The sequence below is a fragment of the Streptomyces sp. NPDC050388 genome, from assembly GCF_040655635.1.
Classification (GTDB): domain Bacteria; phylum Actinomycetota; class Actinomycetes; order Streptomycetales; family Streptomycetaceae; genus Streptomyces.
The window spans coordinates 1-26,866 of record NZ_JBFAKH010000066.1; the positions used below are offsets into that span (position 1 = coordinate 1).

At 69.2% G+C, this 26,866-nt stretch carries 25 protein-coding genes; 6 read left to right on the forward strand and 19 right to left on the reverse strand.

What is annotated here, in order from left to right; genetic code table 11:
* Positions 1-43: 43 nt before the first annotated feature.
* The 18 genes from AB0I73_RS29830 to AB0I73_RS29915 all read right to left on the reverse strand — a co-directional run bounded on the left by AB0I73_RS29830 (position 44) and on the right by AB0I73_RS29915 (position 20,015).
* The gene (locus AB0I73_RS29830) at positions 44-1,705 is read right to left on the reverse strand and encodes an ATP-binding cassette domain-containing protein (RefSeq protein ID WP_363042578.1); all 1,662 of its coding nucleotides are present in this window, start codon (positions 1,703-1,705) and stop codon (positions 44-46) included.
* A 311-nt stretch (positions 1,706-2,016) separates the two neighbouring features.
* Positions 2,017-3,039: a thiopeptide-type bacteriocin biosynthesis protein gene (locus AB0I73_RS29835; protein WP_363042506.1), complete on the reverse strand. Its 1,023-nt coding sequence runs from the start codon at positions 3,037-3,039 to the stop codon at positions 2,017-2,019.
* Complete coding sequence (locus AB0I73_RS29840; protein WP_363042508.1) at positions 3,021-4,250, reverse strand: lanthionine synthetase C family protein; 1,230 nt, start codon at positions 4,248-4,250, stop codon at positions 3,021-3,023. The genes AB0I73_RS29835 and AB0I73_RS29840 overlap by 19 nt, the downstream gene beginning before the upstream one ends.
* The gene (locus AB0I73_RS29845) at positions 4,247-7,285 is read right to left on the reverse strand and encodes a lantibiotic dehydratase (RefSeq protein ID WP_363042510.1); all 3,039 of its coding nucleotides are present in this window, start codon (positions 7,283-7,285) and stop codon (positions 4,247-4,249) included. Before AB0I73_RS29845 ends, AB0I73_RS29840 begins: the two co-directional genes overlap by 4 nt.
* A 95-nt stretch (positions 7,286-7,380) precedes the next feature.
* Positions 7,381-7,575 (reverse strand): FxLD family lanthipeptide, encoded by a 195-nt coding sequence (gene fxlA, locus AB0I73_RS29850; protein WP_279332738.1) that lies wholly within the window; start codon positions 7,573-7,575, stop codon positions 7,381-7,383.
* 56 nt (positions 7,576-7,631) lie between these two features.
* A complete protein-coding gene (gene fxlM, locus AB0I73_RS29855) occupies positions 7,632-8,858 on the reverse strand; it encodes a methyltransferase, FxLD system (RefSeq protein WP_363042512.1) in 1,227 nt (408 codons plus the stop codon).
* Positions 8,859-9,155: 297 nt separating this feature from the next.
* Complete coding sequence (locus AB0I73_RS29860) at positions 9,156-9,614, reverse strand: DUF6082 family protein (protein ID WP_363042514.1); 459 nt, start codon at positions 9,612-9,614, stop codon at positions 9,156-9,158.
* 113 nt (positions 9,615-9,727) lie between these two features.
* Positions 9,728-10,399, reverse strand: a complete 672-nt coding sequence (locus AB0I73_RS29865) for a hypothetical protein (RefSeq protein ID WP_363042516.1) — start codon at positions 10,397-10,399, stop codon at positions 9,728-9,730.
* Positions 10,396-10,875 (reverse strand): LuxR C-terminal-related transcriptional regulator, encoded by a 480-nt coding sequence (locus tag AB0I73_RS29870; RefSeq protein WP_363042518.1) that lies wholly within the window; start codon positions 10,873-10,875, stop codon positions 10,396-10,398. The genes AB0I73_RS29865 and AB0I73_RS29870 overlap by 4 nt, the downstream gene beginning before the upstream one ends.
* Positions 10,876-10,905: 30 nt before the next feature.
* Positions 10,906-12,060 carry a GntR family transcriptional regulator gene (locus AB0I73_RS29875; RefSeq protein ID WP_363042520.1) on the reverse strand — a complete coding sequence of 385 codons (1,155 nt, stop codon included), beginning with the start codon at positions 12,058-12,060 and terminating at the stop codon, positions 10,906-10,908.
* A 216-nt stretch (positions 12,061-12,276) separates the two neighbouring features.
* A complete protein-coding gene (locus AB0I73_RS29880; protein WP_363042522.1) occupies positions 12,277-13,530 on the reverse strand; it encodes an acyl-CoA dehydrogenase in 1,254 nt (417 codons plus the stop codon).
* Positions 13,531-13,616: 86 nt separating this feature from the next.
* On the reverse strand, positions 13,617-14,267 hold the full coding sequence (locus AB0I73_RS29885) for a GAF domain-containing protein (RefSeq protein ID WP_363042524.1): 651 nt from the start codon (positions 14,265-14,267) through the stop codon (positions 13,617-13,619).
* Complete coding sequence (locus tag AB0I73_RS29890; RefSeq protein WP_363042526.1) at positions 14,264-14,854, reverse strand: ATP/GTP-binding protein; 591 nt, start codon at positions 14,852-14,854, stop codon at positions 14,264-14,266. Before AB0I73_RS29890 ends, AB0I73_RS29885 begins: the two co-directional genes overlap by 4 nt.
* A gap of 55 nt (positions 14,855-14,909) precedes the next feature.
* Positions 14,910-15,326 carry a DUF742 domain-containing protein gene (locus AB0I73_RS29895; RefSeq protein ID WP_363042527.1) on the reverse strand — a complete coding sequence of 139 codons (417 nt, stop codon included), beginning with the start codon at positions 15,324-15,326 and terminating at the stop codon, positions 14,910-14,912.
* Positions 15,323-15,838 (reverse strand): roadblock/LC7 domain-containing protein, encoded by a 516-nt coding sequence (locus tag AB0I73_RS29900; RefSeq protein ID WP_363042529.1) that lies wholly within the window; start codon positions 15,836-15,838, stop codon positions 15,323-15,325. The genes AB0I73_RS29895 and AB0I73_RS29900 overlap by 4 nt, the downstream gene beginning before the upstream one ends.
* 74 nt (positions 15,839-15,912) lie before the next feature.
* Positions 15,913-17,418 carry an ATP-binding protein gene (locus AB0I73_RS29905; protein ID WP_363042531.1) on the reverse strand — a complete coding sequence of 502 codons (1,506 nt, stop codon included), beginning with the start codon at positions 17,416-17,418 and terminating at the stop codon, positions 15,913-15,915.
* Complete coding sequence (locus AB0I73_RS29910) at positions 17,411-19,360, reverse strand: glycoside hydrolase family 15 protein (protein ID WP_363042533.1); 1,950 nt, start codon at positions 19,358-19,360, stop codon at positions 17,411-17,413. Before AB0I73_RS29910 ends, AB0I73_RS29905 begins: the two co-directional genes overlap by 8 nt.
* Before the next feature lie 100 nt (positions 19,361-19,460).
* A complete protein-coding gene (locus tag AB0I73_RS29915) occupies positions 19,461-20,015 on the reverse strand; it encodes a DUF6415 family natural product biosynthesis protein (protein WP_363042535.1) in 555 nt (184 codons plus the stop codon).
* Between the two features lie 483 nt (positions 20,016-20,498).
* Here AB0I73_RS29915 and AB0I73_RS29920 point away from each other — a divergent pair, with 483 nt between their 5' ends.
* The 3 genes from AB0I73_RS29920 to AB0I73_RS29930 are packed head-to-tail and all read left to right on the forward strand — an operon-like array spanning position 20,499 to position 22,721.
* Complete coding sequence (locus AB0I73_RS29920; protein ID WP_363042537.1) at positions 20,499-21,278, forward strand: aminotransferase class IV family protein; 780 nt, start codon at positions 20,499-20,501, stop codon at positions 21,276-21,278.
* A gap of 9 nt (positions 21,279-21,287) precedes the next feature.
* Positions 21,288-22,205, forward strand: coding sequence for an SUMF1/EgtB/PvdO family nonheme iron enzyme (locus AB0I73_RS29925; protein ID WP_363042539.1), 918 nt, complete (start codon positions 21,288-21,290; stop codon positions 22,203-22,205).
* Between the two features lie 30 nt (positions 22,206-22,235).
* Complete coding sequence (locus tag AB0I73_RS29930; protein WP_363042541.1) at positions 22,236-22,721, forward strand: SAM-dependent methyltransferase; 486 nt, start codon at positions 22,236-22,238, stop codon at positions 22,719-22,721.
* 50 nt (positions 22,722-22,771) lie between these two features.
* Here the strand turns inward: AB0I73_RS29930 and AB0I73_RS29935 are convergent, their stop codons facing one another.
* Complete coding sequence (locus AB0I73_RS29935; protein ID WP_363042543.1) at positions 22,772-23,140, reverse strand: ATP-binding protein; 369 nt, start codon at positions 23,138-23,140, stop codon at positions 22,772-22,774.
* A gap of 410 nt (positions 23,141-23,550) precedes the next feature.
* Here AB0I73_RS29935 and AB0I73_RS29940 point away from each other — a divergent pair, with 410 nt between their 5' ends.
* The 3 genes from AB0I73_RS29940 (at position 23,551) to AB0I73_RS29950 (ending at position 26,815) form a co-directional block, all read left to right on the forward strand.
* Positions 23,551-25,047 (forward strand): helix-turn-helix transcriptional regulator, encoded by a 1,497-nt coding sequence (locus AB0I73_RS29940; protein ID WP_363042545.1) that lies wholly within the window; start codon positions 23,551-23,553, stop codon positions 25,045-25,047.
* Positions 25,044-25,781: a haloacid dehalogenase-like hydrolase gene (locus AB0I73_RS29945; protein WP_363042547.1), complete on the forward strand. Its 738-nt coding sequence runs from the start codon at positions 25,044-25,046 to the stop codon at positions 25,779-25,781. The genes AB0I73_RS29940 and AB0I73_RS29945 overlap by 4 nt, the downstream gene beginning before the upstream one ends.
* A gap of 131 nt (positions 25,782-25,912) precedes the next feature.
* A complete protein-coding gene (locus tag AB0I73_RS29950) occupies positions 25,913-26,815 on the forward strand; it encodes a phosphotransferase (RefSeq protein ID WP_363042549.1) in 903 nt (300 codons plus the stop codon).
* The last annotated feature ends 51 nt before the right edge of the window (positions 26,816-26,866 follow it).

The following is a 26,866-nucleotide window of genomic DNA, read 5'->3' on the forward strand; positions in this document are numbered from 1 at the left end:
ACGCCAGTTGTTGGGGTATCGACTGGGATATGGCCATACAAGATCAACGATCACGGGGCCCGCGAAGCAACGCGTTGTTTCCAGACGGCTTCGGGCCGCACACGAGCCGTTGCCACTGGCCGCCCGACAGTTCGGCGCCGCCGAACAGCTCTCGGGCCAGGAGGGTGTCGAGTCGGCGGGGCAGCTTCTCGATCTCCTCGCGCATGCCGACGGCGTCGATGGCGTCCCACACCGGCTCGTCGTCGTGGGTGCGGGGTTGGCCCAGGGTGATGTTCTCGCGGGCCCGCAGCGGCCAGCAGGCGAAGTTCTGCGGGACGAGTGAGGTGCGGCTCCACACGGCGTCGGGGTCGGCGTCGGCGAGATCGATGCCGTCCCACAGGACGCGCCCTTTGTCGGCGAGCACGATCCCGGTGATGAGTCTGGTCAGGGTGGACTTGCCGGAACCGTTCGCGCCGACGACGGCCAGGATCTCGCCGCGGCGCAGGGTCAGGGAGATCCCCGCGACGGCCGGATCCTCCTTGCCGGGGTAGTGGTAGACGGCCTCCTCGATACGGATCTCGTCGACGCGCTCCGGGATCGTCAGCTCACCCCGCTTCGGGGCGCGTTCGTGAGCGAGGCCGAGGAACGCCCGCATGTCGGCGAGGTAGAGCGAGGTGTGGAACAGGGCGGCGCCGTTGACGACGACCTGGGCGAGCGCGGCGAGCGCACTCTGGACGGCGACCACCGCGGTGGCCGCGACGGGCAGGGCGATGCGGCCGGTGACGGAGAGACCGGCGAGGGTGGCCCAGGTGCACATCAGGAAGAAGCCGCCCAGGGCGCTGGTGGACAACTGGATGCGCAGCATCTGCGGCGCCGCTTCCAGGGTGCGCCGGTCGATGCGCTCGGACAGGGCCTGGTACCAGTAGATCTGGTAGCCGGTCATGCCGTTGGCGCGGATCTCGTCGCCGAAGCGGGAGTGGGTGGCCCAGCTCCGCATCATGGCCCGTACGTTGCGGTCGCCGAGGTTGAGGAAGTGCGTGCGGTAGTCGACACGGGCCGACAGCACGGCTCCGACGCCGGCGGGCAGTACGGCCAGGAGGAGCACCGGCAGCATCAGCGGATGCAGTGCGGTGATGACCCCGCCGGCGGCGGTCATGCGGACCAGGGCGGACATGAACCGCTGCGCGTCCTGCACCATCAGGCGGGTGCGGGTGACCCCGATCTCGGCCGCCTCCTGCTGGTCGGAGAAACCGTCCCGCCCGTAGGCGGACGACTCCACACGCAGCACGGCGGAGACGAGCGCGACGTCGGCTTCGGTGGTCAACAGCGGCGTGATGCGTCCGTCCGCGTACGAGGACAGGAGGCCGCAGAGCCGGCCGGTGCCCGCGGCCAGGATCACCACGGTCAAGGCGGGGACCGCGCCGTGCAGACGTTCGGAAACGGTGCCACTGCCGAGGACGTGTGTCATGGCGCGGGCGGTGGAGGCCAGGACGACAGCGGCGGCGACGCCGGTGAGTACCTGGCATACGAGGAGGAGGACGGAGCCGGTCCTGTCGACGGCCCACGCCTTGCGCGCGGTGTGGGCCAGTACGGAGGGCAGGCGTCGGCACATCGCCCCGAAGCCGGCGCCCTCCAGCGGGTTCTGGCCGAACTTGCCCTCGAAGCTGATGGTGGCCGGCGGTGGAGGGGGAGGCGTCTCGGGAGTTTCGGTCGAGGCGGCAGTCACAGTCACCTGGTCCCTCCATGAGGTCGGTGCCGTACCTGGATGGCTCGGCGGTGCACGGCTTAACGACGCCGATCGGGATTCGAACGCGCTCGATTCCGGACGGCGTGGACCCCTTGCGCCGCACGGCCGGTACGGCCCTGGGCCCGCTGTGCCGCCCCTGGACGGCGGCCCGGAATGGCCGAATCGCCGACGCTTGAAAACCCTGTGACGAATGAGGTCTCGAGCGGCGGACCGCCCGAAGGCGACGGGATGCCGGCACCGCCCGAGCGACCGATGAATCTGCTGCCTCTGTGCCGTCTGGAAGGTGGAGGTCAAGCAATCTCGGGTCCCGGCGGGGGCGGGTCGAGGACGGCGGCGCGGGCGGCGAGCGCGAGGGCGCTTTGCGCACCGAGGGACAGGCCGACGCGGTTCCAGTGGAAGATCACGTGGTAGGCGAGCACCCTGCGGATGCCCCGGTCGAGGGAGCCACAGACGACCGCCTCCTTCAGGGCGTTGCCGGCGCTCCGGAAGGCCGCCGCCCATTCGGCGACGGGATGGAGCGGGCCCTGCGGACCGAACAGCGGCCCGTCCGGGCTGGTCTGGCTGGTCAGAAGCTGACGGACCTGCCGGGTCATCCCCTCCAGCCGGCCTTCGAGGACCTCTCCGGTAACGGAGCGGTGCTCCTCGTTGATCACGCGGTCCCAGACGTCGCCCTGTTCCTGCCACTCTAGCCCGGCCGCCTGCATCATGACCGTGCACAGGACGACGGACAGTTCCCGGCGGCCGATGGGAACGTTGCTACGGTTGTGCCCGGCGAGAAGGTGGTGGCTGTCGGCGGAGAACAGGGCGTGCGCGGCGAGCATGCCTGCGCAGCCGCCGAAAGCCGCGGTCTCGGGCTCGTAGATCCCCGGCCACCAGCGCCGAAGGTGCCCGGTCTTGACCAGCTTGTCCAAGTGGGTGGTGAGCTCGGTGTGCGCCGGGGAGTCAGGGCCGCCGTAGAGGCGTAGCCGCCAGCATGGATGTTTACGGATGAACCACCACGACGAAAGCGCGCCGCGATCCTCCAGGCTGTTCAGCATCGGCGCGAGGTGCGCGGCCGCGGCCGACTCGGCGTCGCCCCAGTCGGCGAATTCCACGTAGAACTGTGTCCAGTCGGTGCGGAGTTCGTGGCGTGCGAGGGCTTCGTTCCCCGCCTGCTGGAACACCTCGGCCGCGTCGGAGAGCGCAATCGGCTCCATACCCGCGTGCTGGGCGACCTCGGTGATCGGGTGCCCGGCCAGAACCTGGAGGACGGCTTGTCCGACCGGGTCGGGGGTCGGCGGCCAGGTAACAGGGGTCAGCTGATCAGCAGACATGCGTCCCATCCGGTGGTCGGGGGCTGGTTGGCGGCGGCGGCGGTGGTGAGGGCGAGGGCGCAGCCGGCGTCGCCCTCCAGGAAGCCGGGTCCCTTGGCTGAGGCGCCTCGGGCATGGATGGTCAGGCTCTCGCGCAGTTCCGGCAGGAGGGCGTCGAGCTGCGGGGTGCTGGCGTCGTGTGCTGCGTGGAAGACGGTTTGGTAGACCCCCGCCCAGCCGTGGCACAGGCTCGTGTCGATGATCTTGCCGAGCTGCACGGGATCGGTGAGGCACCGGTACAGGGCGTCCTCGTAGCTGCGCTGGAGGCCCTGGTCGCCCAGTGCGATCCCGGCGAGCTGCCCGGCCCGCGCGATGCCGGGCGTGCCGTAGCACCAGCTCGGCCGTCCGGGATGGCGTTGGTGGGGCCGGCCGGCCTTGAGGTCGGCGAGCGTGAGGTGTTCGGGCCACCACGGACCGGTGTCGCTGTCCTGCTTCCAGGTGTTGAGGTGGGCGCAGATCGTGCGGATCGCATCGGCTTGTCCGTCGACACGAATGCCGCGGCGCTCGGCCCGGCCCAAGAGGAGCAGGGGGCCGGTGATGCCGTGGGCGGCGCCGAAGTTGCCGTGCCCGCCCGCCAGAGTGTCGCGGCGCTGGGGATCGTGGTCGACCCACCACCCGGGCGTGGGGCCGCAGTCGCCGGTCAGCGGCTGGGCCAGTGTCACGAGGTAGCGCAGGACGCGTTCCATGGCGCTGCTGTCCGGGGCGCTGCGCATCAGGTAGGCGCCGATGCCGGTGAGTCCGTAGAAGGTGTCGTATTCGGCAAAGGTGGCTGATGCGCCGCGGTGGAGGCGTGCGAGCGCGGCGTCCACGCGGCGATGCGCGAGGGCTGCGACGTGGGCGTGCAGGGTGTCGTGGGCGCCCCGGTAGAGATGATCCCTGGAGTCGGGGACGGTCGTCAGGACGAAGGCGAGCGCGGGGGCGCCGAGGTACAGCCCGGTGGTGTCGGCGGCGGTGATGTCCCCGGCCGCGGCTTGTCCGATCCAGTGGTGCGCGGTGCTCCACGGCGCATGGCCGTGCGTCGCGCGTTCGATGTGGAGCAGGGCGATGCCGGCGGCGCCCTCGGCGAGGGACTGCCCGAGCCACGGCTGGTCTTCTACCGGTCCGCTCGGGCGTGCGAGGTGTGCGGCGTACTCATGGGCCAGGGTCTGCGCCTGGTCGTGGGCTGTGATCATCGCGGAGCCTTGACGGGGCGGTGGCGTAAGGCGATCGTCCGGGCGAGGTGCAGCGTGGCGGCCTCGGTAGCGGGGCCGACGCCCATGGCGCGTACGTGGTGGTGATGGAGCAGGGACCGGAGGACCGTGGTCGGCTCACGCTCTGCCGTGATGAGGGCCTTCCGGTACTTGGCCAGGGCGGTGGAGCGTACGGCCCACCCCTCGCCGAGTTCGGCGACGCCGTGTTCGGCGAGCCGCTGACGGGTGGCATAGAGCTGGATGGCCTGGACGCGCACAGTGCGGTCGGGGCGACCGTGGGCCGGGGTGTTCTGGATCAGCCAGTCCCATGCGGCGTCCTCGGACGCGAGCAGGTGTGTGGCGAGGTCGACCAGGCTCGCGGCCGTGAGCGCCTGGGAGAGGACGGCGCCACGGATGGTGAGGCGGATCTGGGCGAGGGCGGAGCTGGAGTCGGCCGCGAAGGCGCGGTGCGCAGCGTCCATGGCCGGCCCTGTTCCGTAGCGGCCGGTCTGGGGCTGGTACGGCTCCAGAGTGAGCGCGGACAGCAGGCGTTGGTGATGCAGGTCAGTTGCCCAGCGGTTCACCGTGGCCGTGGTCGCGGCGGCCTCGGGAAGGTGCAAGGTGACCGTGAGGTGCTGGCCGGCTTCGGGGCGGGCGAGTTCTCGGTGCCGACCGAACCACCACATCGGCTGGCCGAGCACGTCGAGCAGGCGCGGAACGTACCGGTCCAGGATCTCGTCGAACCGGTCCGGATGGGCATGCAGACGCATCCTCAGTACCTCGTCACAGCCAGGGAGTTGTACGGCTGGGACGGGCTGCGCGCGGAATGCGGGCAGCGGCGTGCTCGAGACAGCGGGGGTGGCGCGACGGAGGGGCAGCAGGATCTCGTGGGCCCGGCCGATCCACCCGTACCGGGCCGGGTCCACGACCTCGCGCAGCTCCAGCTCCGGGGCTTCGTGGAGCTGCGAACGCACGAGGCGACGGTGCGCGGGATGGTCGAGGTCGACCGGGAGTCGCTGGTCGTACTCGACCACGCAGACACGGCTGGGGACGTTCAGCCGTGCGCGCCACACGGAGAATGCCGCCTCCCACTTTTCGACCGGTGCCTTGCGGCCGGGGAGGTCCTTGCTGCTGAGCAGCCAACGGGCCGGGGCCAGGGTGGTGCGGCGATAGCGCACGCGGGGCAGGTACGGCAGGCGGGCAGCCGCGCCGAAGTCGAACCGCTTGTACACCGCCCGCCGGCTGCCGGAGACCTCGGACAGGAACCGGGCCAGCGGCGGCGTCTGGATACCGGCCTCCAGCGCGTGCAGGACCCGCACATGGATCGGGCACCCGCTGGAGACCTGCACGAGGTGGAAGCGGCGGGCGTCCGCCGTGACACCGACGTCGTCCAGCGGGATCGGTTCACCGTGCTCGCCGGGGTGCTCGCCGAGCGGGATCACGTACGGCAGCAGGCGATCGGTGCGGGCCACGTTCTCGTTGCGGCGGCGCCTGGGGCTGAACGAGAGCTGGGCGGTGATGACGTCCGGCCGGGTCACGTAGGAGTCCGTGAGCAGGTGCTGTTCGGCGGTGGGCATCAGGTGCGCGAAGCGCCCGAGCATGCTGCTGCCGGGGCGGGGCACGCCAGTGATCTCGATGTCGAACCTGTCGTCGGCCAGGTGGTGCGTGGAGGGCGCGTGGACTTCGAAGGCGATCTCGCTGCGCTCGCCGTAGAGACGTTCCTCGGTGCCAGCCGCCTCGGCGAGTTCGCTGATCGCCGCGTCGTCGAGGACGAGTTCGTCGCGGCCTTCCATGTGTGCTTGTTGCAGGAGTTTGAGGACGACTGTGTCGCGGTCGCTGATCGTCTTCGGGGCTTTGCCGCGCTCGGAGCCGATGTATTCGGCGGGCCGGCCCAGGCCGCTGTCGGCGACCAGGTCGAGGACGGGGACGACAGCGCCGACCCCGTACCGGGCACGGAAGCGACGGTGGTAGTCACGCCACAGCTTGTAGCCGTACGGCAGCGGGCTCACGTGGTGCAGGACGGCGACCGCGTCCTCTACCTCCTGGATGACCTCTCCGGGCAGTTGCACCTCGCAGTTCAGGGCGGTGTCGACGACCACGGGCAGGGGCGCGATGGATGAGTGCCGGTGCATTCGCGCCGTCAGTTCACGCAGGTCCGTCTCGGCGGACGGGCTGGTGTGCGCGGTGAGGTCGTCGCGCAGCCCGTACAGGGTGCGCGCGAGCCCGCCGACGTCGGGGAGGGAGTGCGCGTCGACTCGCTTCAGCTCGGTACACAGGTGGTCGAGGGCATCGACCGTGGTCATCGGGGGACGGAGGCTGGTGATGAGGACGTTCTGCTCGATCAGGTCCTGAAGGACCGCGTCGATCTTGCCTCCCGCGCCGGCCGGGAACGCGGTCGTCAGGATGTCGCGGAGCGCGGTGTAGGTGATCGGTGTGCGGGCGTGCTCCATGGCCGCCTTCACCGGCCGGGTCGCGCGCAGGGAGATTTCGACCGGGGCCATCAACCGGGCGTGGCCGTCGGCCGGCGGGCCAGGAGCGGCAAGCCGGTCACCGCGGAACTCGGCGGTGTTGTTGGCGATGACCGTCAGGCGCTCCAGGAGGGCGGGCTGCTGCTCCAGGTCGCGGACGACGTCGCTGAGCCACTCGCCGTCGGCGCGCAGCGTGACCGCGTGGCGCGGGCCCCAGCGCACGCGGGGTGTGGCGCCGATGGTGAGCGGTGCGATACCGGCGAACAGCCCGAAGGGGGCGGGCCGGTGCTGCCACCGCAACAGGTAGGAGATGACCGACAGCGCGGCGCGGCGGAGCTGGCGGGGCTGGTCGTGGCGGCCGTGCACGATGCCGTCGATGGTCTGGCAGAGCACGGGGCTGGCGGCGAAGAGGGCGTTGCGTATCTCGGCGCGCTGCCACAGCTCGGCGAGCCAGTCACGGACGGCGTCCGCGCTGTCCAGATCAAGGGCCGCGGGCAGGACTGCGGTGCTCGGGCCTGTGGTGGCCCGTAGGACGGCGGCGCCCGTCCACTGGTACCTGGGAACGTCCAAGGCCATGGTTCCTTCCGGCAGCTCGTATGGGTGGGGGCGGTGCGGGGGCGCCGGGCAGACCTGCTCGGCGCCCCCGCTCGCGACCCGGCCTGGGATCAGGCCGGGTCCTCGATGAAGGAGCTGCACGCGGACGAGCTGCCCGAGCAGGTGCTCCCGCAGCCGTCACCCGTGGAACACATCAGCTTGCCGATCGGGTGGGCGGCGACGATGGCCTTGACCTCCAGCGGGGCGAAGTCGTCGTCCTCGACGAGCTGCGTCGGCCGGTCCATCAGGGCGGCGGTGGGACTCATGTCGATCACTCTCCTTGTTCGATGAAGTGGTGCATGACGACCTGGCGGCGCGATTGCTAGGTCGCGGGCCAGGAGAGCGAGATCCGGGTGTGGACCTTGTCGATGACCCGGTCGCCCTCGATCTGCTCGTCGGGGGTGCCGGCCGGGTAGACCCGGATGACCGGGACGGGCCCGCCGCGGCGGTGGGCCTCCCAGTCGCGCAGGCTCTTGGCGATCTTCTCGGCGAGCTGCTGCGCGTGATTGCCCAGGGCGTGGACGCCGTACTCGACGTCCTTGTCCCCAAAGGGGCGGTGTACGAGGTAGGCGAAGGAGTCGTCTTCGGCGGCGGCGAGCGAGAAGCCCTTGCGGTTCGGCGTCACGATGCCGGTGTCCAGATCCTCGTCGACGGCCATGATGCAGAACCCTGGAATGGTGATCGCCAGGTGCATCTGGAGCGTGGCCAGCGGCTCCTGTCGGCCGATGGTCACACCGGTCCACCTCTCGACCCTGGGTGTGGTGACGGCGTTGTCGAGCCGGCTCGGGTCGATGGGCAGGCCGTCGTCGAAGCGCAGGCCGATTTCCGGTGTGCCGTTCACCAGGAGGAGTTGTTCCTCGTGCCCGGTGGAGCCCTGCATGGGAACGAAGCCGCAGATCTTCGCGGAGTGAGACTCAAGGTGATCGCCGGCGCGGGTGAGGGCCACGGAGCGGGTCAGACCGCGCGTGCGCAACGGCACGACCAGTCGGCCGGTGGGGCTGAGCTGGTCGATCCAGGCGGGCGGGATGTCCCAGGCGCCCACGGTGACCAGGATGACGTCCACGATGCCCAGGTCAGGGATCGGTTCGGCTGCGTCCGCCGTGACCACGCGCACCTGGTCGTAGCCGTTCTCGGCGAGGAGCCGGGCGGCACGCTCGGTGATCTCCTTGTCGATGTCGACCGTGGTCACCCGGCCTTCGGGCCCGACGATCTCGGCCAGGTAGGCGGCGTTGAGGCCGCCCGAGCCGATCTCCAGGACCCGCATGCCGGGCTGGAGCCGGCACTGCTCCAGTTGAATGGCCTGGATCTGTGGGGCGGAGACGCTGCTGATTTGCACGCCGTGCTCATCGGTCTTCGTGATTACCGCCGAGTACGGGTCGTACACCTCCTTCAGCGGCGTCTGTGGCGGGGTGAACCGGTCGCGGGGCACCTTCTTCATCGCCGCCTCAACCTCTGCGGAGGTGATCCAGCCCTCGTTCCGCAACTGGTCGATGATCTCGTGGCGCAGGCGGGTGGCCTCGCTGGAGTCGGCGGTCGTCACACCGGTCATGTGGGTTCCTTACGTGGTGTCTGAGTGGTCCAGGCGCGTCATCTGTCGGTCGTCGCCGACGCTGGCCAGGTCGGTATCCGGGGTAGTGCTCTACGTGCCGCCCAGCCGACTTGCCGTCGGACTTCGGCGGAAAGCGGTCTGGGATATGACCACCGTTGTTCCCTTCTCTCGTGGGTCGCGCTTCGTGCGGGGAGGAGCCCGAGGCGGGAACGGGTCCCTCCCACGCGTGCCGTCCGGCGCCGAGCCGTCTTGCAGGCTTGGCTGCCGGGTGGAGCAACCGCCCGCTGGCTGGGACCGTTACGCACTGGTCAGCAGTCGGCCGACCGCTTCATCGGCGTCGGCCATGGCGGCGTACTCGTCGTCGAAGACTCTGTTGAACGAGCGGTCGACGCGGTCCCCGGCCTCCTCGTCGCGGAACGTCGCGAAACGCTGCCAGTAGGCGCGGAACGGCTCGCGCTTCATCAGCACGCGGACCTGCACCCGCAGCCCGGCCTTGTCGAGCAGGCCCAGGCGGTACTTGGCCGAGAGGAAGCTGACCTGCCGGTTGCAGCACAGCAGGTGCTTGGACTCCTCGTCGGACAGCCCCTCGATCGTCCAGATCGCCCGGTGCTCAGGGTCAGCCGCGATGTCGGAGAACAGGCGCTGATGGATGTGCGCCGTGTCCAGCGCGAGCCGCTGACGGTGTCGTCGCTCGGCGAACCAGATGGCCACGGCTCCAACAGCGGAGGAGACAAGCACGGCGTGGGATGTCTTCATCACTAGACCTGCTTTCTTGATCGTGGATGCTGCCATTGCCGGTGCATCAGGCGGGCAGCACTGAACAGCTACTGGTTCGGTCGCCGCGCCATGCCGGGTCGGTCCTGTGCTGGTCATGAGCGGCTCCGGCGGCTGCTGGACCGGACGGGCTCGCGCGGGAGGGGGACGGCACAGCCGATGAGCGCCGCGAGTCCGGGGCGGGGATCGGCGGGCAGTTCGAGACGGGCGACCCGCTTGCCACCCGCTCCTTTCCCTGCTCCGCGGACCGACCAGCCCGTGCCCTTCAGCTGATCAAGGAAGCGTGCAATCGGATCGACGCTCAGGCCGTGCCGGGCCACGGCCTCCGCACGGACGCACGGCAGGCCGAGGCGTGCGGCGTAGTCGGAGGCCCACAGGGTGATCAGCCGTACGGCATTGTCCGGGCGCGCGGGCAATGTGTGGACGTGCCCGAGGAAGAGGGCGGGCCCGGTCCCGTCGGTGCCCCAGTGCTCTAGGTGGGGCTGCCGGTCGAGGGTCAGGCAGGCGAGCAGGACCTCGTCCTCGAACAGGCCGGCCGCTTCATACCGCGTGTTTCGGTAGAGGGCTGGGATGTCGACTTGGGAGGGCACGGGAAGACCGCGCACAGCGAGCCAGCGCAGGCGGTTCTCGGCGAGTGTGCTGGCCTTCGCCCGCTCGTCGTCCGTGCGCAGGGGGCGCATCTCGTATGCGGGCGAGCAACGGGTGGGACGCTGGGACGAATCCAACGTGCTCTGTTCGGTGACGTGCTGGGGCTTGAGGGCGCTCATCGCCCTGCTCCCGCCGGTGCAGGGGTGCCCTGGTCGGCTCCCAGCAGGCCCCAGGCGTGGGCCAGGACGACGAGCTGGGTGGCGTCGGCCGCCCCGGTCATGGCGAGCAGCTTGGCGAGTGTGGAACGGACGTCGGCGGGTGCGATCCGGGCAGCCACGGCGATGTCGTAGGTCTTGCTCTGCTCGGCGACTGCCTTCAGCAGCATCCGCTGCTCGGCGCTGAGATCCGGCACCGGCTTGTCCGCAGGGGGCGGTTCGACCTCCTTGGAGGTGAACAGGAAGTGCGCCAGAACCGGCAGTGCGCAGCGGGGCGGGCAGTGGAGGCTCTCCCGAATGCCGCGGATGTGCTGGCGAACCGTAACGGCCGATAGTCCGGCCTCGGCGGCGATGTCGCGGGGCGTCAGTCCGCCTACGAGGTGCTGGGCGACGCGCCGCTGGGCCGGGGTGAGCGGTGTGATCGGGGCGGTAGTGGTCATCTCGGTCTTCCAGGCTGATAGCGGAGAGGTTCAGGCGGATCGGCTGGGCGCCAGCGCGACGGAAGGGTCGCGCAGTTGCGACTCGGTTCCGTCCCTGCTGGTGACACCGCGTTGGTAGATCTCACGGACGAGGACGCCCAGGCAGGCTGCACGCCAGATTTGCTCCCACCTGTCCGAGGGGCGTTTCGCCAGTGCAGTGATCGCGGTTTGCCGGAGCGTGGTCCGAGCGTCGTGGTCCCGCAGACGCTCGTGCTGGTGCCGCACGGCTTGCGACGTGAGGCGCGCCCCGGCAGTGACCAACACGCCGAAGAGTTCGTCGGCCTTATCAGGGGGAGGCATGGTGCGGCTCGACCACCAAGAGCGTGCCTGGCTGCACACCGCCTGGAGGTCGGTGCCGGTTAGCCGCACGCCGGGCAGAGCGCGACGATTCAGTTCGCGGACGAGGTCGTCGAGGTCAGGCGGGATGGCCACGGGGAAGGGCGGGGCGGGGTGCACGGTGGTCCGTCGCCCACGGCCAACTAGCAGGACCAGCTGGTCCGCCAGCAGGTGTAGGGCGAGGGAGACATCGGGAGTTGAGGAAACCAGGCTTTGGGCCAACGGCTGTACGCGGGGTAGGGCCCCCTGCGGAGGGTATACGCCTGACTGGATGAGGAAGCGCAGCCAAGCGGCGATCTGCTGCGGATGGTCCTCCGGCAGGGCACTGCCGGCCACCCGGACTCGCTTGGAGGGGCTGATGGTGATCAGCCCTTCGCGTTGAAGATCCTGCAGTGCCAGATCGACGCGCTCGACGGTGGGAGCGCCGATTTCCGCCACGATGCGACTTGCCCCCAGCAGGCTCCCAGACGGGTAGGTGCCGTTGTGGATGGCGTGGCGTACTCGGTCGGCGATGTCGCTTACGCTCGGTCCGGGCCGCTCGGCTTCCATCAGGGCACGCAGCAGCCGGCGTGCGGCGCTGATGAGTAGAACGAAGTCCGGCCGGGCCAGGCACGGGGCGCGGGGGCGGCGCACTGCGCTGATCATCTGGCGCCAGTGCATTTGCTGTGAGGGCGAGCGCGCCGCTTCGCTCAGCCGCTGTGCCGCCAGCGGAAGCCAGGGCTCCACGGCCTTCCAGATCGTCTCGCGATCACGCTCGATTCCCGCATCGGTGTGGCCGGTGAACCGCGTTGCCGCCCGCTGCAATGACATGAGACAGGACCTCAGTTGGCCGTATCGCGACGTGTGGTCCGGGTGCCGGGATTTGCGGGTGGAAGTACTCGTGTTGGCTGACGTGGTCATGCTGCTCCGAAAGCAGAATTGGGCTGAGGATTTGGTGCTTGGTACCTGCCGCGGTCGCGGAAGGAGGCTGGTGGAAGGGGCCCGTGCGCGGCGGTGCGGGTTCACGGGGAGCGCCGCGCACGGGGGCTATGCGGCGGTGGGGTCGTGGTCTGTCCAGACTGCTTCGGCGGCGAGGCGTTCGGACCACTGGATGCGGTCCTCGTCCAAGGCCGCGTCGGCCAGGCGTATTCGCTGGACCTCACCGGTTCCGGCGGGTGGGTAGGTGTGCTGGATGTCGCGCCACAGCCGTTCGAGGGGGTAGTCGGCGTCGAAAGCCCGGGCGCCGTGCAGTTCCATGGCGTCCTGTGTGGTCCGCACGGCCCATTGGTGGCCGAGGTACTTGGCGTTGATCAGTTCGGCGTCGCAGGGCAGGCCCTGGTCGAGGAGGAGGACGGACTGGTAGGCCAGGATCCGTGCGGCGCGCAGGCGGGCTTCCATGTCGCCGACGCGGTCGCGCAGGACGGCCAGGTCGGACAGGGTGCCCTGATAGCGGGGACGGGTCTTGAGGTAGGCGGTCGTGGTGGTCAGGGCGGCCTCGTGCAGGCCGAGACTGACTGCGGCCAGGTTGGGACGGCCGTAGAGGATGCTGCTGCTCTGGGCCACGCTCAGGCCCTGGCCGATCTCCCCCACGATGTTGTCTTCGGGGACGCGGACGTGGTCGAGGTCGAGGCGGCCCGCGGAAAAGCCGTGCAGTCCGAGGCCGGGCCGGTGGTCCGCGACGGAGATGCCTTCGCGGTCGGACTCCACCAGGAACGCGGTCAGCGCCTGGGAGGTGGATACACCTGATGGTGCGGTTCGGGCGATGACCACATGGGCGCCCGCGAGATGGCTGTTGCCGATGTGGATCTTGCTGCCGGTGATCACCCACTGGTTGCCGGCGCGTTCGGCGGTGGTCTCGATGCCGCCGATGTGCCCGCCGGCCCGCGGTTCGGTGACGGCGATCGACAGCAGCAGCGAGCCGTCCGCGACCTGCGGCAGCCAGCGGAGCTTCTGTTCATGGGTGGCGAAGTGCAACAACCCGCCGACGGGGATCAGCGTGGCCTGAAGGATGGCCGCGACGGCCGCCGAGACGCAGGCGATGCGGTGGACCAGGAGGGTCTTCGCGACGTGACCGGCGCCCAGACCGCCGAAGACGGGGGGAACCGTAATGGCGAACCAGCCACGCTCGGCCATGAGTTCGGCGACCTTGCGCTCCACCTTGCGGGGAGCGGCTTCCATGTACACGGCGCGCGGTGCGACGTGCTCGGCGGCGAACGCGTCGGCTTCCTGCCACAGCAGCTCGTGACGGGCGGTGAGGTAGGGGCGCAGCGCCGGGGGCGGCGTGGTGGGCGCGGTGGTCATGGTCGTCTCCCTCTCCCTGGGCGATGGATCGCGCGGTGGGGCGGCCGGGGATGCTCGGGTGGTTCGCGGGTGGGGTGGTGCAGGGGTCAACGCGCGGGGGAGTGGGTGATGTGGTGCATTACCTGGTTGCCGGTGTCGATCACGATGTCCCGGAGTCGGCGGGCTTCGCTCAGTGGTCGTTTGTCCGGGTCGATGACGCAGACGGTGCCCAGGACGGTGCCGCTGGGGTGGATGAGGGGGGCGCCGAAGTAGGCGCGGATGCCGACCGCGTCGACGACGTGGTTGCCGCTGAAGCGGGGGCTGGCGTGGACGTCGGGCAGGGGCAGGGCCTTCTGGCGGGTGACGACCTCGGGGCACCAGCCGTGCTCGCGGCTCATGGTGCGGGCGACGATGACGTGTCCGCTGTCGGCGGGCGGCTGATGCAGTCCGATGAACGTCTGTTCGTCCAGGAAGAGGTTGACGAAGCCGTACAGGAAGCCGGTGCGGGTGGCCATCTCGCGGGCGAAGTCGTCGAAGTCGGGGTCGGCTGCGGTGGGCAGGCCGAGGTGCCGGATCAGCCCATGGCGTCGCGTCAGTTCGGCCGTCTGCTGGGCCGGCCAGCGGCTGAGAGCCGCGCCGGGCGCGGCGGTCAGCCGCTGGCCGGGCTCGGTGACGTCGTGCGTGGCACGACGGGGCAGCGACCGTGCGGGCACATTCGCCTGCGGTACGGCGTGTACGGAGTGAGGCGGGTAGGTCATGACACGTCCTGGAATGCAGTAGGGAAGGCGGGTTGTTCGGAGTGGGCCGGGATGCTCTGGAGGGCCTGGCCGACGAGGGCCAGCAGAACTCCGGCGACGTGATCCGGGTTGCGTGCGTCGCAGGTGATCACCGGCGCATGGGCGGACAGTTCGAGGGCGGTGCGGACCTGCTCGGGGTGATAGCGGTGTGTGCCGTCGAACTGGTTGATGGCAACGACGAAGGGCAGACCGATGTCCTCGAAGAAGCTGACGGCGGTGAAGCTGCTGGCCAGGCGGCGGGTGTCGACCAGGACGACCGCGCCGACCGCTCCGCGGGCCAGGTCGTACCACAGGTCCACGAACCGGTCCTGGCCGGGCGTGCCGAACAGCAGCAGCTCCAGGGGCACGGGTGCCTCGGGGAAGCTGAGACGGCCGAAGTCGAAGGCGACCGTGGTGGTTCGTTTCGACTCGACACCTTCCAGGTCGTCCACTTCGGTGCTGGCCTGGGTCAGGTACTCCTCCGTGCTCAGGGGAGTGATCTCGCTGACGGCCCCCACGGCGGTGGTCTTGCCCACGCCGAACCCGCCGGCGATCACGACCTTCAGCACGACCGGCGCACCGGCGTGCGCGAGCGGCGAGGTTCGGAGCGGCGGCGCGGCGGGGTCAGCCGGCCTGGGGGTAGGCGATGGCATTGGGCCACTTCCTTTTCAGGCCCGCGGAGAGGGCCGCCAGCAACTGGGTAGTGGGACGTGGGTCCTCGTCCTGGCCGGACGAGGCGTAGGGGTTCGCGAGGGGAACGACGAGGGCGTCGGCGTCCAGGAGATCGGAGATGAGGATCTTGACCGCGGTGACAGGACGTCCGAGCCGGCCCGCCAGCTCCGCCACCGAGCGCCGGTGCTCCCGGCACAGGGCGACGATCTGCCGACACTCCTCGGCCTGGCCGGGGCCGGGCCGTCCGGGTCCGGCTTCCAGTACCGTCTCCAGGCCCAGCAGATGACGTGGCCGGGTACGGCCGCCCGTCAGCGTGTAGGTCCGCACGAACGCGGACTCCTCTGCCGCGCTGCCGTGCTGTGTACTCACCGGACCTCATCGCCCGTGGTGACGCGCACGGGAATGTCCATGTACGGGGCGAACCTGTCCACCAGGCGGCTCATCTCGAAGCCGACGGTGCCGACATCGGCGGTGGCGGTCGTGACCACGGTCAGCACGGTGTCCACCACCCCGCGCGCGTTGCCGGGATGGCCGGGGAACGCCGAGCTGCGGCCGGCGCTCTGCACGAAGTACAGGCAGTCGTCCCGCTCGATGATGACCTGCTTCGCCGGCCTCTTCTTGTGGGTCGGTCCAGTGATGTTCGCTGCGAGGGACGCCACCCCGCTGATCGCGGCGGCCAGCTCGTCCGCCCAGTCCTTGTCGACGTCACTGTCCAGCAACCGCAGCCCGTCCCGGGACAGCAGCACCGCGTGCGTGACCCCGGAGACGTCGGCGGCGAACTTCTGCAGTAGCCAGGCCATGTCGGTCTGCTGGCTGTTCGGTGCCTCGCCGGCCGCGCCCTGGCCGCCGGTCTGGTGGGTTATCTCAGGGTTGGGGGTCATGGGAAACGCTCCAGAAGGGGGGAGGCCGGTGGTCGTCACCGGCCACCGGGAACGGGGAACGGACAGAAACAGCTTCAGGGCCGGTGCTGGTCGGACGGCGCGGACGGCGGAGTGCTGGCACCGCTGGCCTGGGCGCCCCTGCGGAAGGCGGCTGCCAGACCGGGCGTCGCGGCCGTGACAGGAGGCTGCTCCCGTTCGGCCAGCGATTTGAACGACCCAGCTCGGCGCTCACGCCTGGGAAGTTCAGGCGTACCCTCCGGCTGGCCCTGCCCACCGGTGGGGACCGGCTGGGCGGGGATGACCGGGGGACTGAGCTGCGCGGGCGACGCATCCCGCGGCGGGGCGGGGATCGGAGGCCGGTGTGCTTCGTGGCGCGTGGTGCTCATGCCTTGAGCGGGAGCCACAGGGACGAGAAGCCTGGCCGGGACGACAACGAGTGCGGTGGTGCCTCCCGTCGGGTTCTCCTGCAAGCGGATCGACAGACCATGCCGCTGAGCGATCTTCGCCGCGACCAGCAGGCCCACCTGTCCCGCACGCACCTGACCACTGACATCGACCTCGTCGGGCACCGTGAGCAGGCGGTTCATCCGCTCGCGCATATCCGGGCGCATCGGGATGGCGCGGTCTTCCACTTCGATCGCAAGCCCGGCCGGCACCCGCTGCGCTCTCACGAGCACCCTCGTGGCCGGGTCGGAGCACTCGCAGGCGTTCTCGATCAGCTCGGCCAGCAGGTGCGTTAGGTCCGGGCCCACATGCCCGGGCAGACCCAGCTCCGTCCCGACGGCACCCGCCGCGACCGCAACCCGCGGGTACTGGACCACCTCGGAGACCGCACCGCGCAGCACGATGGTCACCGAGACCGCCTTGCGCATACTGCGCAGAGACTGCCCGCCCAGCACCGCGGTGCTCTCCACCTGTCGGCGCACCCGCGTCACCAGGTGGTCGATCTCGAAGATCTTTTCCAGCAGCTCCGGGTCGTCAGTCAGCTTCTCCAGCTGGCTCAACGCCTCCAACGCCTTACCGACCAGCGCATGCTCGCGCTTGGCCAGACGGCGAAGGACCTCCAGCAGTACAACGGACTGCGACTCGTCGTGCACCCGTATCAGCGAGGCCACAGCCTGTACCTGCAGCTCCCCCAGAGCCGTCTCGATCCCCGCAGCCGGACCGGCCGACCGCGGTACCTGCCTGTCCGGCAGCGGCGGACGCGCCCCACGGCACAGCTCGTCCGCCGACCACAACACGGACTTCTCGACCGCCGCCACCACCCCGGCGACCCGGGCCAGCTCCGCTGCCTGGGCTTCCACGGCGGCGGCTCCCAGCGCCCGCGCGGCAGCCCGCGCACCGTGGGACGCGAAGACCGCCACCCCCACCGACCCGCACACCAACCCCGTCAGCAGCCAGCCGTGGGACACCCCCACCTGCCCAAGCACCAGGACGGCAGCAAGCACCGCTCCGAGAAGCAACAGGGGCACCAGGACGGCCCGACGGACGTGGCGGAGCGTGAACGCGTCGATCCGAGCAGGCCGCCGCCTGTGGCCAGCCGACGCCACCGACCGGGCGGGGGACACGCTGTCAGACATGGAGTTCCTCAACAGTCGAATACGGAACGAGTGCTGGACGAGCCGAGGGGCCGTGAGGTCCTTTCGGATTCGCCGTGGACCCGGACGGCCCGGTGGAAGCAGGCGTGGGAGCCGAGGCCTCGTCCGGGGCAGGGCACGGCCGTGACGAAAGCTGCTGAAGGAGCCGTGCGGTCTGGATCAGGCCCTTGTGGCTGAAGGCTTGAGGGAAGTTCCCGAGCTGGCGTTGCCGGACGGGGTCGTACTCCTCGGCGAGGAGCCCGAGGTCGTTGCGCAGGGCGAGAAGGCGTTCGAACAGCGCGTGGGCCTCGTTGAGGCGGCCGGTCAGAGCCAGGGCGTCGACGAGCCAGAAAGAGCAGAGGACAAAGGTGCCCTCGTCACCGGTCAGACCGTCCACCCCGGCGCGGTCGCCGGCGGTTGGGTACCGTCGTACGAATCCGTCCGCAGTGGACAGCTCACGCTGTACCGCTTCCACGGTCCCGACGACGCGCGGGTCGTCGGGCGGGAGGAAGCCGACGCGGGGGATCAGCAGCAGGGCCGCGTCCAGTTCGTCGGATCCGTAGGACTGGGTGAAGGTGTTGCGCGCCGGGTCGAAGCCCTCGGCACAAACCTCGCGGTGGATGGCGTCCCGCAGCTGAACGAAGGCGCTCGCGTCGATATCGAGGGCGCCAGCCTCAGCCAGGCGGATCGTCCGGTCGACCGCCACCCAGGCCATCACCTTGGAGTGCACGAAGTGCCGCCGCGGCCCGCGGATCTCCCAGATGCCCTCGTCGGGTTCCTGCCAGCGCTGCGCCAGGTGCTTGACGAGCTGCTGGTGGAGGAGCGCCGTGTCGGCGCAGTGGGCGACGCCACTCCGGTGTGCGAGGTACAGGGTCTCGACCACCTCGCCGTACACGTCGAGCTGCAGCTGGTCGGCGGCCCCGTTCCCGACCCGGACGGGAGCCGACCCCTCGTATCCGGGCAGCCAGGGAAGCTCCTGCTCCCGCAGGTCACGTTCCCCGGTGATCCCGTACATGATCTGCAGGTGTTCCGGGTCGCCGGCCACCGCCCGGAGCAGCCACTGCCGCCACGCTTGCGCTTCTTGCCGGTACCCGGTCCCCAGAAGGGCTGCCAGGGTCATGGAGGCATCGCGGAGCCAGGTGAAGCGGTAGTCCCAGTTCCGTTCTCCGCCGATTTCCTCGGGCAGCGACGTGGTCGGTGCCGCGACGATCCCGCCGCTGGGTTCGTAGGTCATCGCCTTGAGCGTGATCAGGGACCGGACAACCGCCTTGCGGTGCGGCCCGCTGTAGGTGCACTGCCGCGTCCAGTCCTGCCAGAACGCGAGTGTCTTGGCGAGCGCGGCATCCGGATCGGGGACCTCGGGCGCGGCTGCGTGGGACGGGCCCCAGCTCAACGCGAACGCCACCGTCTGCCCGGCAGCGACGGTGAACGCACCGAAGACCGCGCCGTCCTTCTCCACCTGCTGGACACAGGTGTCCAGCCACAAGGCGTCCGCGCCGGCCTCGGCGACCATGCGCCCGCCCGCCTCATGAATCCACGGGCTGACGCGGCCGTATCCCGGCCGTGGGCGCATGACCGAGACCATCGGTACCGCGCCGGCGACACCCTCGACGATCCGGACCACCTGGGGTGATTCGTCGCGTGGCGGCATGAAGTCGACCACGCGCACGGAGCCCGTCGGCGTACGCCATACCGATTCCAGGACGAGCGAATCACCGCGGTAGCGGCGCTCCGCAGGCGCTGCCGCCGGGGACTGGTCGGTGGCCGCAGCCGGAGCGATCCGCCAGGTGCCGTGCTTCTGCGTGCCGAGCAGGCCGGCGAAGACAGCCGCCGAGTCGAAGCGGGGCAGGCACAACCAGTCGATCGAGCCGTCATCGCAGACGTGTGCGCTGGTCTGCATGTCGCCGATCAGGCCGTACTGCTCGATACGGGGTGAGCGTGTCATCGCCTCTGGTTCTCCATAGAGCGTTCCCTGCTGCGGGGATTCGTCGGCGGGTCCGCCGGGGCGGCCCTGGGTGGCTGGTGTGTTGCGGTCGGGGGCCCGGTCAGGGTTTCGAGGGCTCATCGGCAGACGGCTGGCCGCCTTCTGCGGAGTCGGGAGAAGACGGTTGGGAGGGCCGTTGGCCAAGTGCGATCAGGAACGCCATCGCGCTCACGATCAACGCGATCAGCGCCGCGCCGTCGGAGGTTGTCTGAGCGGCAGCGTCCTGCGGAGCGGATGCGGTGATGACCAACGTGACCAGCACGAGCACGAGCACGAGCACGGCAACGCGCACCGCATTGCGACTGGGCGTCTTCCACCGGCCCTTCACCGAGGCCGAGGGACCGGCCTGGGCGCTTCGCCGAGCCGTCTCGATCAGTTCCTGTGTCGCCTCGGTCAGATGGACCAGGTACACCCGGGACGGCATGTAGCCGTCGGGGAGGGGGGTTGCGCTCAGCTGCTGGGCCTGTTTCAGCACGGGGCTGCCGGCGGGCACAGCGGCACCGAGTCGCAGGACGTGCCCTCGAAGCCGGTGGACGAGATCTTCGATGTCCTGCGCGGTGTCCGGCAGGGGAGCGTCCTCGTCGAGGACCCAGGCTACGGTCTCGGCTGCAGCCACAGCAGGCTCGCGCGTCAGTCCGTGCACCGAGTGCGGCATCTGCGGCCGTCCAGGACGGGCACGGCGGGCCCCGAGGCGTAACTCCTGGGGGCGACCTGTGCCGCGTGCCATTGAGGGGAACATTCGAGAACTCCTGCGTTGAACTGGGATAGAAGCAGCGCTGAAGGCGCAGGGCTCACACGGGGCGAAGACCGCTTCGATGGCGCTCGGGACCTTCGGCAGCGCTCTGTCAGCGGCTGACGCGGTCGCCAGTGCGGTCATCATCGGGAGCCTCCCGGGCGGTCGGTCGGGGGAAGGCACGCGGCTGACCCGGCTGGGCTGTCGAGCGGCGCACCCTGCCTGAATGGTCACCATGCGTGTCCGGAGGGTGACCAGAGAACACCGTGCGGCAATGCCTTGGGAATGACTTCGCAGCGACGTTGACTCATCAGTAACCAGCGTTGGGGTGCCATCAGCAACGGCAGTCCTGACATCCTGGGCGCCATGGCGACACTGAACGGAAAGCCCGCTTCCCCCGATGAACTGCTGGCCCTGGCCCTGGTCAACGTCGGCCACTTCACGTCCATGCGCGTCGACGACGGCAGCATTCGTGGCCTGCCGCTGCACATGGAACGCCTGACGAAGGACTGCAAGACCGTCTGGGGCGCTGACCTGGACACCGCACGCGTCCGCGACTTCGTCCGCCAGGCCCTGGACGGACAGACGCAGCCGTGCGTCGTCCGCGTGACCATCTACGACCCCAAGGTCGACATGGGGCACCCCGCGAACGCCGGTGAACCGCAGGTCCTGGTAACCGTGCGCGGTGCCGGCACGATGCCTCCGGCTCCACTGCGCGCCATGAGCATGCCCTACGAGCGAGACCTGCCCGAGGTCAAGCACGTCGGCCTCTTCGGAGCCCTGCACACCCGGCGCAGCGCCCAACTCGCCGGATTCGACGACGCCCTGTTCGTCGGACGTGACGGGCTCGTCAGCGAAGGCGGAACCTGGAACGTCGGATTCGTCGACCAGAACGGCACGGTCGTGTGGCCGCAGGCTCCAATACTGCCCGGAGTCACCATGGCACTGCTCCAGCAGCGCGCCGAACACCGGATCACCACCGTCACCCTGGAACAGGCCAAGGGCATGGCAGCCGCGTTCGCGACGAACACGAGTATCGGCGTGCGGGCCCTCGCTGCGATCGACGACACCCAACTGCCCACCGAGCACCCTGTGCTGGACCGGTTGCGCGAGACCTACCTGTCCATCCCCGGCGAGAGGCCGTAGGACACAGCCATGACGGGGGTGACCAAGTGGACCGGCCGCGAGGCCGGCCTGCTCCGCTTCGCAATGCGCAAGAGCGGCAAGACGTTCGCCGAGCTGGTCGGCGTCAACCCGCGCCAGATCACCAGGTGGGAGGGCCGGGGCGAAACCCTGGAACTCAGTCTCGCCAACCAGGCGGCCCTCGACACCCTGCTGGCCCGAGCCAAACCCGACGACCAACAGCGGTTCGCGGCACTCCTCACCGAACGGGCCGCCGTCGAACACGACGCACGAGCCGAGGAACTGCTGCGCCGCGACCCGCGCACCAGCAGGCACCCCGGCGACGGCAAACTCATGGTCCTCGTCGAAGAGGGCATCTACCTCGCTGGCGCAGACAACCGTTCGATGTGGCTGGACGCGTTCCGCGTCGACATCTACCCAACGACCAACGGCGACTACGAGCGCTTCGTACAGGCCACCGGCCACCGGCCGCCCCAGCACTGGACGAACGGGCGCTGCCCCGCCGATCTGACCACCCATCCCGTGGTCTGGGTGACCTGGCATGACGCCACCGCGTACGCCCGCTGGGCCGGAAAAACGCTGCCCACAGCCCAGCAGTGGGAAAAGGCCGCCCGCGGCCCACGAGGACGGATCTACCCGTGGGGCAACGAACCCACGGCCGCCAAATGCAACGTCGCCGAGACCGGCATAGACGCGACCACACCGGTCTTCCGATACCAGTCCGGGGTAAGCCCGTTCGGCGTCTTCGACATGTGCGGCAACGTGTGGGAATGGTGCTCCACCGAGGAAACGCCTGGCAGCGGACGGCACGAGCTCAAAGGCAGCGCCTTCACCTCGCCGTTCCAACGAGCGACGCCATCCCTGCGCAATGCGGCGAACGCCACCATGCGGGACAACGACACCGGGTTTCGCTGCGTTGCCCCGGCGTAGGCAGACATTCATTGTTGAAAGGACCGAGCGGTGCCCAGGTACGAGGTTGAGTCGATCGCAACAGTCATCGGGGGACACACCCGCGTCCAGGACGACTACCAGGGCGGAGCCCGGTCGATCATCCGACTCCACGACGAGTACCCACTCGAAACCCTGCAAGGGATCGAGGAGTTCTCGCACCTGACGGTGACGTGGCGCTTCCACCTGGCGCGCCCCGAAGATGTGCAGCTTCATGCCCGCAGTCCCCGAGGAGACGCGCGCTGGCCGGCGACGGGGACCTTCGTGCACCGCAACCACCGGCGGCCGAACCAGCTCGCAATCAGCTACCCACGGCTGCTCGACGTGGACGGTCGGGACCTCCTGGTCACCGACCTCGATGCCGTCGGTGGGACGCCCGTGATCGACCTGGCACCGTACTTCGAACAGATGGGGCCCCGAGGAACCGTACGTCAGCCGGCCTGGCCCGGCGAGATGCTCGACCCCGCGTACTGGAGGGATGCAACCGAACGCCTGTGACGTCGGAACTTGAAGGTGACGATGGCACGCGGCCTTGAGATTGTTTGTCATCAGCTCATCGCCAATGCAAGTTCGCACCACGTACTGGCGCCGTTGTCGCTGACACCCCAGGAGCCCCGTCGAGCGTCGGCGATCGCCTGAACCAACAGCAAGCCGCGGCCGTGCTCGTCTTCGTTGCAGGGTCTCCCCGGAGTGGGCCGATGGCTGCGGACTCCGTCGTGGACGGTGATCCGCAAGCAACCGTTGCAGAGGGAGAGCAGCAGGGTGACCTCTCGACCGTGGCTGTGCTGGATCGCGTTGGTGACCAGCTCGGAGACGACAAGTGCGGCGTCGTCCGCAAAGCAGGACAGGCCCTCTTCGATCAGATGATTCCGCGTCAGCCTGCGCATCTCTGCGACCCGCAACATGTCAATGTGCACGGGGGGTTGACCTGGCCTGCGCTCAGCGATCTGAAAGGTGCGACTCAATAGATCAGCGTCGGTCATGGGAGAGCGAAGTGGTCGTTCGGCAGTCGTTGTCATCACGTCCTCTTGGGGGTACGGAGGACCGGCCGGGCGGCAACTGTCGCCCTACGAGGGGCGACCCGCTCGCTGTCGGAGCGAAGACGGGGCGGACATGGGCCGAACAGCGTTGTTGTGGTGCCGCGCACGTCCCTCCCCCTTCCGTAGCGACAAGGTGATCACCGCATCCGACCGAGTGGTCAGCGCAGTGAGCATGAGTGTGGGACCGGGACGCACCCGTGCTGATCTCTGCGGCGATATCTCTGTAGAGATACGGAATCCCGCATATCGTGTGGACCGTTGAGAAGTTCGACCCAGGGGGCCGCGCCATGAGACCGCCGAGCCGCGTATGCGAGAGGTGCGCGACCGAGCTGAGTCAGTACAACCCCGACGCCCTGTGCGCCCTGTGCGCAAAGGCAGGGACGGCGCCGGGAGTGCCCGATCGTGCCTGGCGCGACGAAGCCGTTCACCGGGCTCTGGCGGCTTGGGATTTCGGCGAGCTGCTGCGCCTGGTACGCAAGCGGTCTGGCTTATCTCAGATGGCCGTGCGTGAGCTGACGGCGCTCCCTCAGTCCTTCATTTCCGGCCTCGAACGCGGTCAGAAGCAGATCGGCAGCCCCGCCACCCTTCTCGACCTTCTCAACGGCCTCGGCCTGCCTTCCGACCTGCAGCCTTTGCTGCTGACACCCCTCCGCGGCGCTGCGCCGAAACCTGGTCATAACCTCTCCGCGGAGGCCGTACTGCCCTGGACGGCGGATCGTATGGTGACGTCACTTGAAGTGGCCATCGGAGGTACCACCATGAAGCGCCGCCGCGTGCTGACCGCCCTGAGCGGAGCCGCACTCACCCAGTACGTCCTGCAGTCCGCCATCGCTCCCGCAGAGGCCGTGGCCGCTTCTTCCGGTACCACGACTGTCACCGACGCCCTGATCGATTCGCTTCAAAGCACCACCGACGCACTCCGTCAGATGGACGCCACCAGTGGTAGCGGAAACCTCGCCCACACGGCGAAGACTCACCTGCGGATGCTCCTGCACCTGCTCAAGCACGGCTCCTACAAGGAGGGCTACGGGCGTCGCCTGGCTGCCGTCACCGCCGACACGGCAGCCCAGACCGGCTGGTACACCTTCGACAGCGGTAACCACGACACTGCCCAGCACCTCTTCCTCGGCGCCCTGCGCGCAGCCCACGCTTCAGGCGACTCCCGCCTGCGCGCCGGCGCCCTCGGTTTCCTCGCCATCCACGGGTACTCCGCCGGCGACCCGCGCGACGCCATCACCGCCGCCCGTACAGCACGCCAGGCAATCACCGATCATGACGCCCCCGCCCTGAACGCCATGCTCCTCACCCGCCAGGCTCGCGGTCACGCTCGACTCCGTGAAGAGCGCCACGCTCTGGCCGCGCTCGCCGAAGCCGAAGAACTCTGCGCGCGTGGCCGGGGCGAGGACGATCCTCGCTGGCTGTACTGGATCAGCCCGGGGGAGATCCTCGGACAGACCGGAAGCTGCTACCTCGACCTGGGACAGCCGGCTCGGGCGGCTCAATCCTTCGCCGCGGCCCGCGGCGTGCTCAGCCGGGATGAGACCCGCACTACCGCTCAGTTCCTCTCCCGTGCCGCGACCGCACAGATGCGCGCCGGTGACGCCGACGCCGGCTGCGCCACCGCCCATGATGTTCTGACCCTTGTCGAAGGCATTCAATCCGCCCGCCTCGACGACCACCTGCACACCATGCTTAATGAAGCGCGTTCCTACGGTGCCTCATCAACCGCCCTGGATCTACTGGATCGTGGGGAAAGCGTCATGCGTCAGCGAGCCGCCGCATGATCCTGGTTCTCTGGGACATCGACCGCACCCTCCTCTACGTCGGCGACATTGATCGGCTGGTCTACCGGGAACTCTTCGAGGAGGTGGTGGGCCGGCCTGCCGAGAGTTTGCCCGCCCGGGGAACCGGGGTGACGATGCCCCTTGCTGTCCGGGAGCTGCTGCGCGCGAACGTAGTGGGACCCGAGCGGATCGAGGAACTCGCGCGGCGCATCGTGCAGCGTATGCCCGCGCAACTGGAGCGTCACCGTGACGATCTTTCTCGCACGGGGCAGATCATGCCCGGCGCACCTGCCGCCCTTGCCGCCGTGCAACGAGAGCCCGGGCTGGTCCCCACTGTCGTCACCGGCAATCTGCGAGGCAGCGCCGAGATCAAGCTCAAGGCTCTGGGCCTGGACGAGTATCTCGACCTCGGCATCGGCGGATACTCCTCCGACGACTCCCACCGCCCTGCCCTCGTACGCGTGGCACAGCAGCGGGCCGGCGCACGCCACGGGTATACCTTCACGCGGGATACGACCGTGATCATCGGCGACTCCCTCGAGGACGTCCGCACTGGGCGGGAAGGAGGCGCCCACGTGATCGGCGTCGCTTCCGGTACCACCTCAGTCGAGAAGCTCGCTGCAGCCGGTGCCTGCCACGTTGTCCCTGACCTGACCGACGTACAACGCATAATTCGCCTGGTCAACCGCAGTGCGGCGTCGGATGTCGACCACGGCTGTCCTGGGCCGCGGTAGGACGCGATGCCGGAGAGGTTCAGGTGATCGAGGTGCGGCCCAGCCGAGCGGCACGCGAGCTTCTTGAGATCATTGCGCTTCCGCCAGGCCGGATGTGATAGGAGGGGCTCTTGTCGGTAAGCCTGTGTGACATGACAATCACGCCGGCCCCGGGTGGGTTCGACGAGTTCGAGATGTATCAGGTACTAGCGCGGGCCTGCACGAAGGCCGGCCTTGACAGCCGTGATGCGCGTCTCCTGCGAGGTCACACCAGCGCGGTTCTCCTCTTGGAGAAGGAGCAGGTGGTGGCCAAGATCGCTCGGAAGGGAACGGACGTCGAGAGCGTCGCGCGCACAGTTACCTTCGTACGCTGGCTTATTGAAGCAGGCTTTCCTACCGTCCCTCTTCACCCTTGCGATCAGCCGCTGATCGTCGACGGGCACGCTGTCACCTTCTGGACCTACCTGCCGCAGCCCGAGTACCCGGTGGCGGCCGGGCAGCTGGCCGGTCCCCTCAAGGCGCTCCACTCGCTGCCCCCACCCCCGATTGCCCTTGCCGGGCACGACAACATTCGTGCGATCCGCCGCTCTCTCGCCGCAATCACATGCCTCCCTGCCGCAGCCATCCGATACATGGAGGAGGAGGCAGACCGACTGGAGGGAGAACTGCGAGAAGTCCGTTTCACGCTTGCCCCCGGGTTGATACAGGGCGACCCACAGCACCGAAACGCGCTGCACACCACCGGCGGATCTGCGGTGCTGTGCGACTGGGACACTGTTGCCCAAGGCCAGCCGGAATGGGACCTTGTCACAGTTGCAGTCCACTGCCGGCGGTTCAGCTACGGCCAAGCCCACTACCAAGCGTTCGCGGACACCTACGGGTGGGACGTCACGAAATGCACTGGATACCCGGTTTTGCGTGACATTCGGGAACTACGCATGATCACCACTAACGCCCGGAAAGTTCGACATGCGCCCGAGTCTTTGAGTGAGATCCAGCGGCGAGTCGACGGGCTAAGAAGGCGGGACGGGCAGCTCCCCTGGAGCATCCTCTAGCGTTCCTCCTGGACCGCTGCTGCCCGTGAGCTGCATCGCCTACGGCAGACA

What these genes read in the sequence shown, in the direction of transcription:
- AB0I73_RS29835 (WP_363042506.1), bottom strand. Translation starts at nt 3,039, where the DNA reads ATGTCTGCTGATCAGCTGACCCCTGTTACCTGGCCGCCGACCCCCGAC.
- AB0I73_RS29840 (WP_363042508.1), bottom strand. Translation starts at nt 4,250, where the DNA reads ATGATCACAGCCCACGACCAGGCGCAGACCCTGGCCCATGAGTACGCC.
- fxlA (WP_279332738.1), bottom strand. Translation starts at nt 7,575, where the DNA reads ATGAGTCCCACCGCCGCCCTGATGGACCGGCCGACGCAGCTCGTCGAG.
- fxlM (WP_363042512.1), bottom strand. Translation starts at nt 8,858, where the DNA reads ATGACCGGTGTGACGACCGCCGACTCCAGCGAGGCCACCCGCCTGCGC.
- AB0I73_RS29860 (WP_363042514.1), bottom strand. Translation starts at nt 9,614, where the DNA reads ATGAAGACATCCCACGCCGTGCTTGTCTCCTCCGCTGTTGGAGCCGTG.
- AB0I73_RS29865 (WP_363042516.1), bottom strand. Translation starts at nt 10,399, where the DNA reads ATGAGCGCCCTCAAGCCCCAGCACGTCACCGAACAGAGCACGTTGGAT.
- AB0I73_RS29870 (WP_363042518.1), bottom strand. Translation starts at nt 10,875, where the DNA reads ATGACCACTACCGCCCCGATCACACCGCTCACCCCGGCCCAGCGGCGC.
- AB0I73_RS29875 (WP_363042520.1), bottom strand. Translation starts at nt 12,060, where the DNA reads ATGTCATTGCAGCGGGCGGCAACGCGGTTCACCGGCCACACCGATGCG.
- AB0I73_RS29880 (WP_363042522.1), bottom strand. Translation starts at nt 13,530, where the DNA reads ATGACCACCGCGCCCACCACGCCGCCCCCGGCGCTGCGCCCCTACCTC.
- AB0I73_RS29885 (WP_363042524.1), bottom strand. Translation starts at nt 14,267, where the DNA reads ATGACCTACCCGCCTCACTCCGTACACGCCGTACCGCAGGCGAATGTG.
- AB0I73_RS29900 (WP_363042529.1), bottom strand. Translation starts at nt 15,838, where the DNA reads ATGACCCCCAACCCTGAGATAACCCACCAGACCGGCGGCCAGGGCGCG.
- AB0I73_RS29905 (WP_363042531.1), bottom strand. Translation starts at nt 17,418, where the DNA reads ATGTCTGACAGCGTGTCCCCCGCCCGGTCGGTGGCGTCGGCTGGCCAC.
- AB0I73_RS29910 (WP_363042533.1), bottom strand. Translation starts at nt 19,360, where the DNA reads ATGACACGCTCACCCCGTATCGAGCAGTACGGCCTGATCGGCGACATG.
- AB0I73_RS29920 (WP_363042537.1), top strand. Translation starts at nt 20,499, where the DNA reads ATGGCGACACTGAACGGAAAGCCCGCTTCCCCCGATGAACTGCTGGCC.
- AB0I73_RS29925 (WP_363042539.1), top strand. Translation starts at nt 21,288, where the DNA reads ATGACGGGGGTGACCAAGTGGACCGGCCGCGAGGCCGGCCTGCTCCGC.
- AB0I73_RS29940 (WP_363042545.1), top strand. Translation starts at nt 23,551, where the DNA reads ATGAGACCGCCGAGCCGCGTATGCGAGAGGTGCGCGACCGAGCTGAGT.
- AB0I73_RS29945 (WP_363042547.1), top strand. Translation starts at nt 25,044, where the DNA reads ATGATCCTGGTTCTCTGGGACATCGACCGCACCCTCCTCTACGTCGGC.
- AB0I73_RS29950 (WP_363042549.1), top strand. Translation starts at nt 25,913, where the DNA reads ATGACAATCACGCCGGCCCCGGGTGGGTTCGACGAGTTCGAGATGTAT.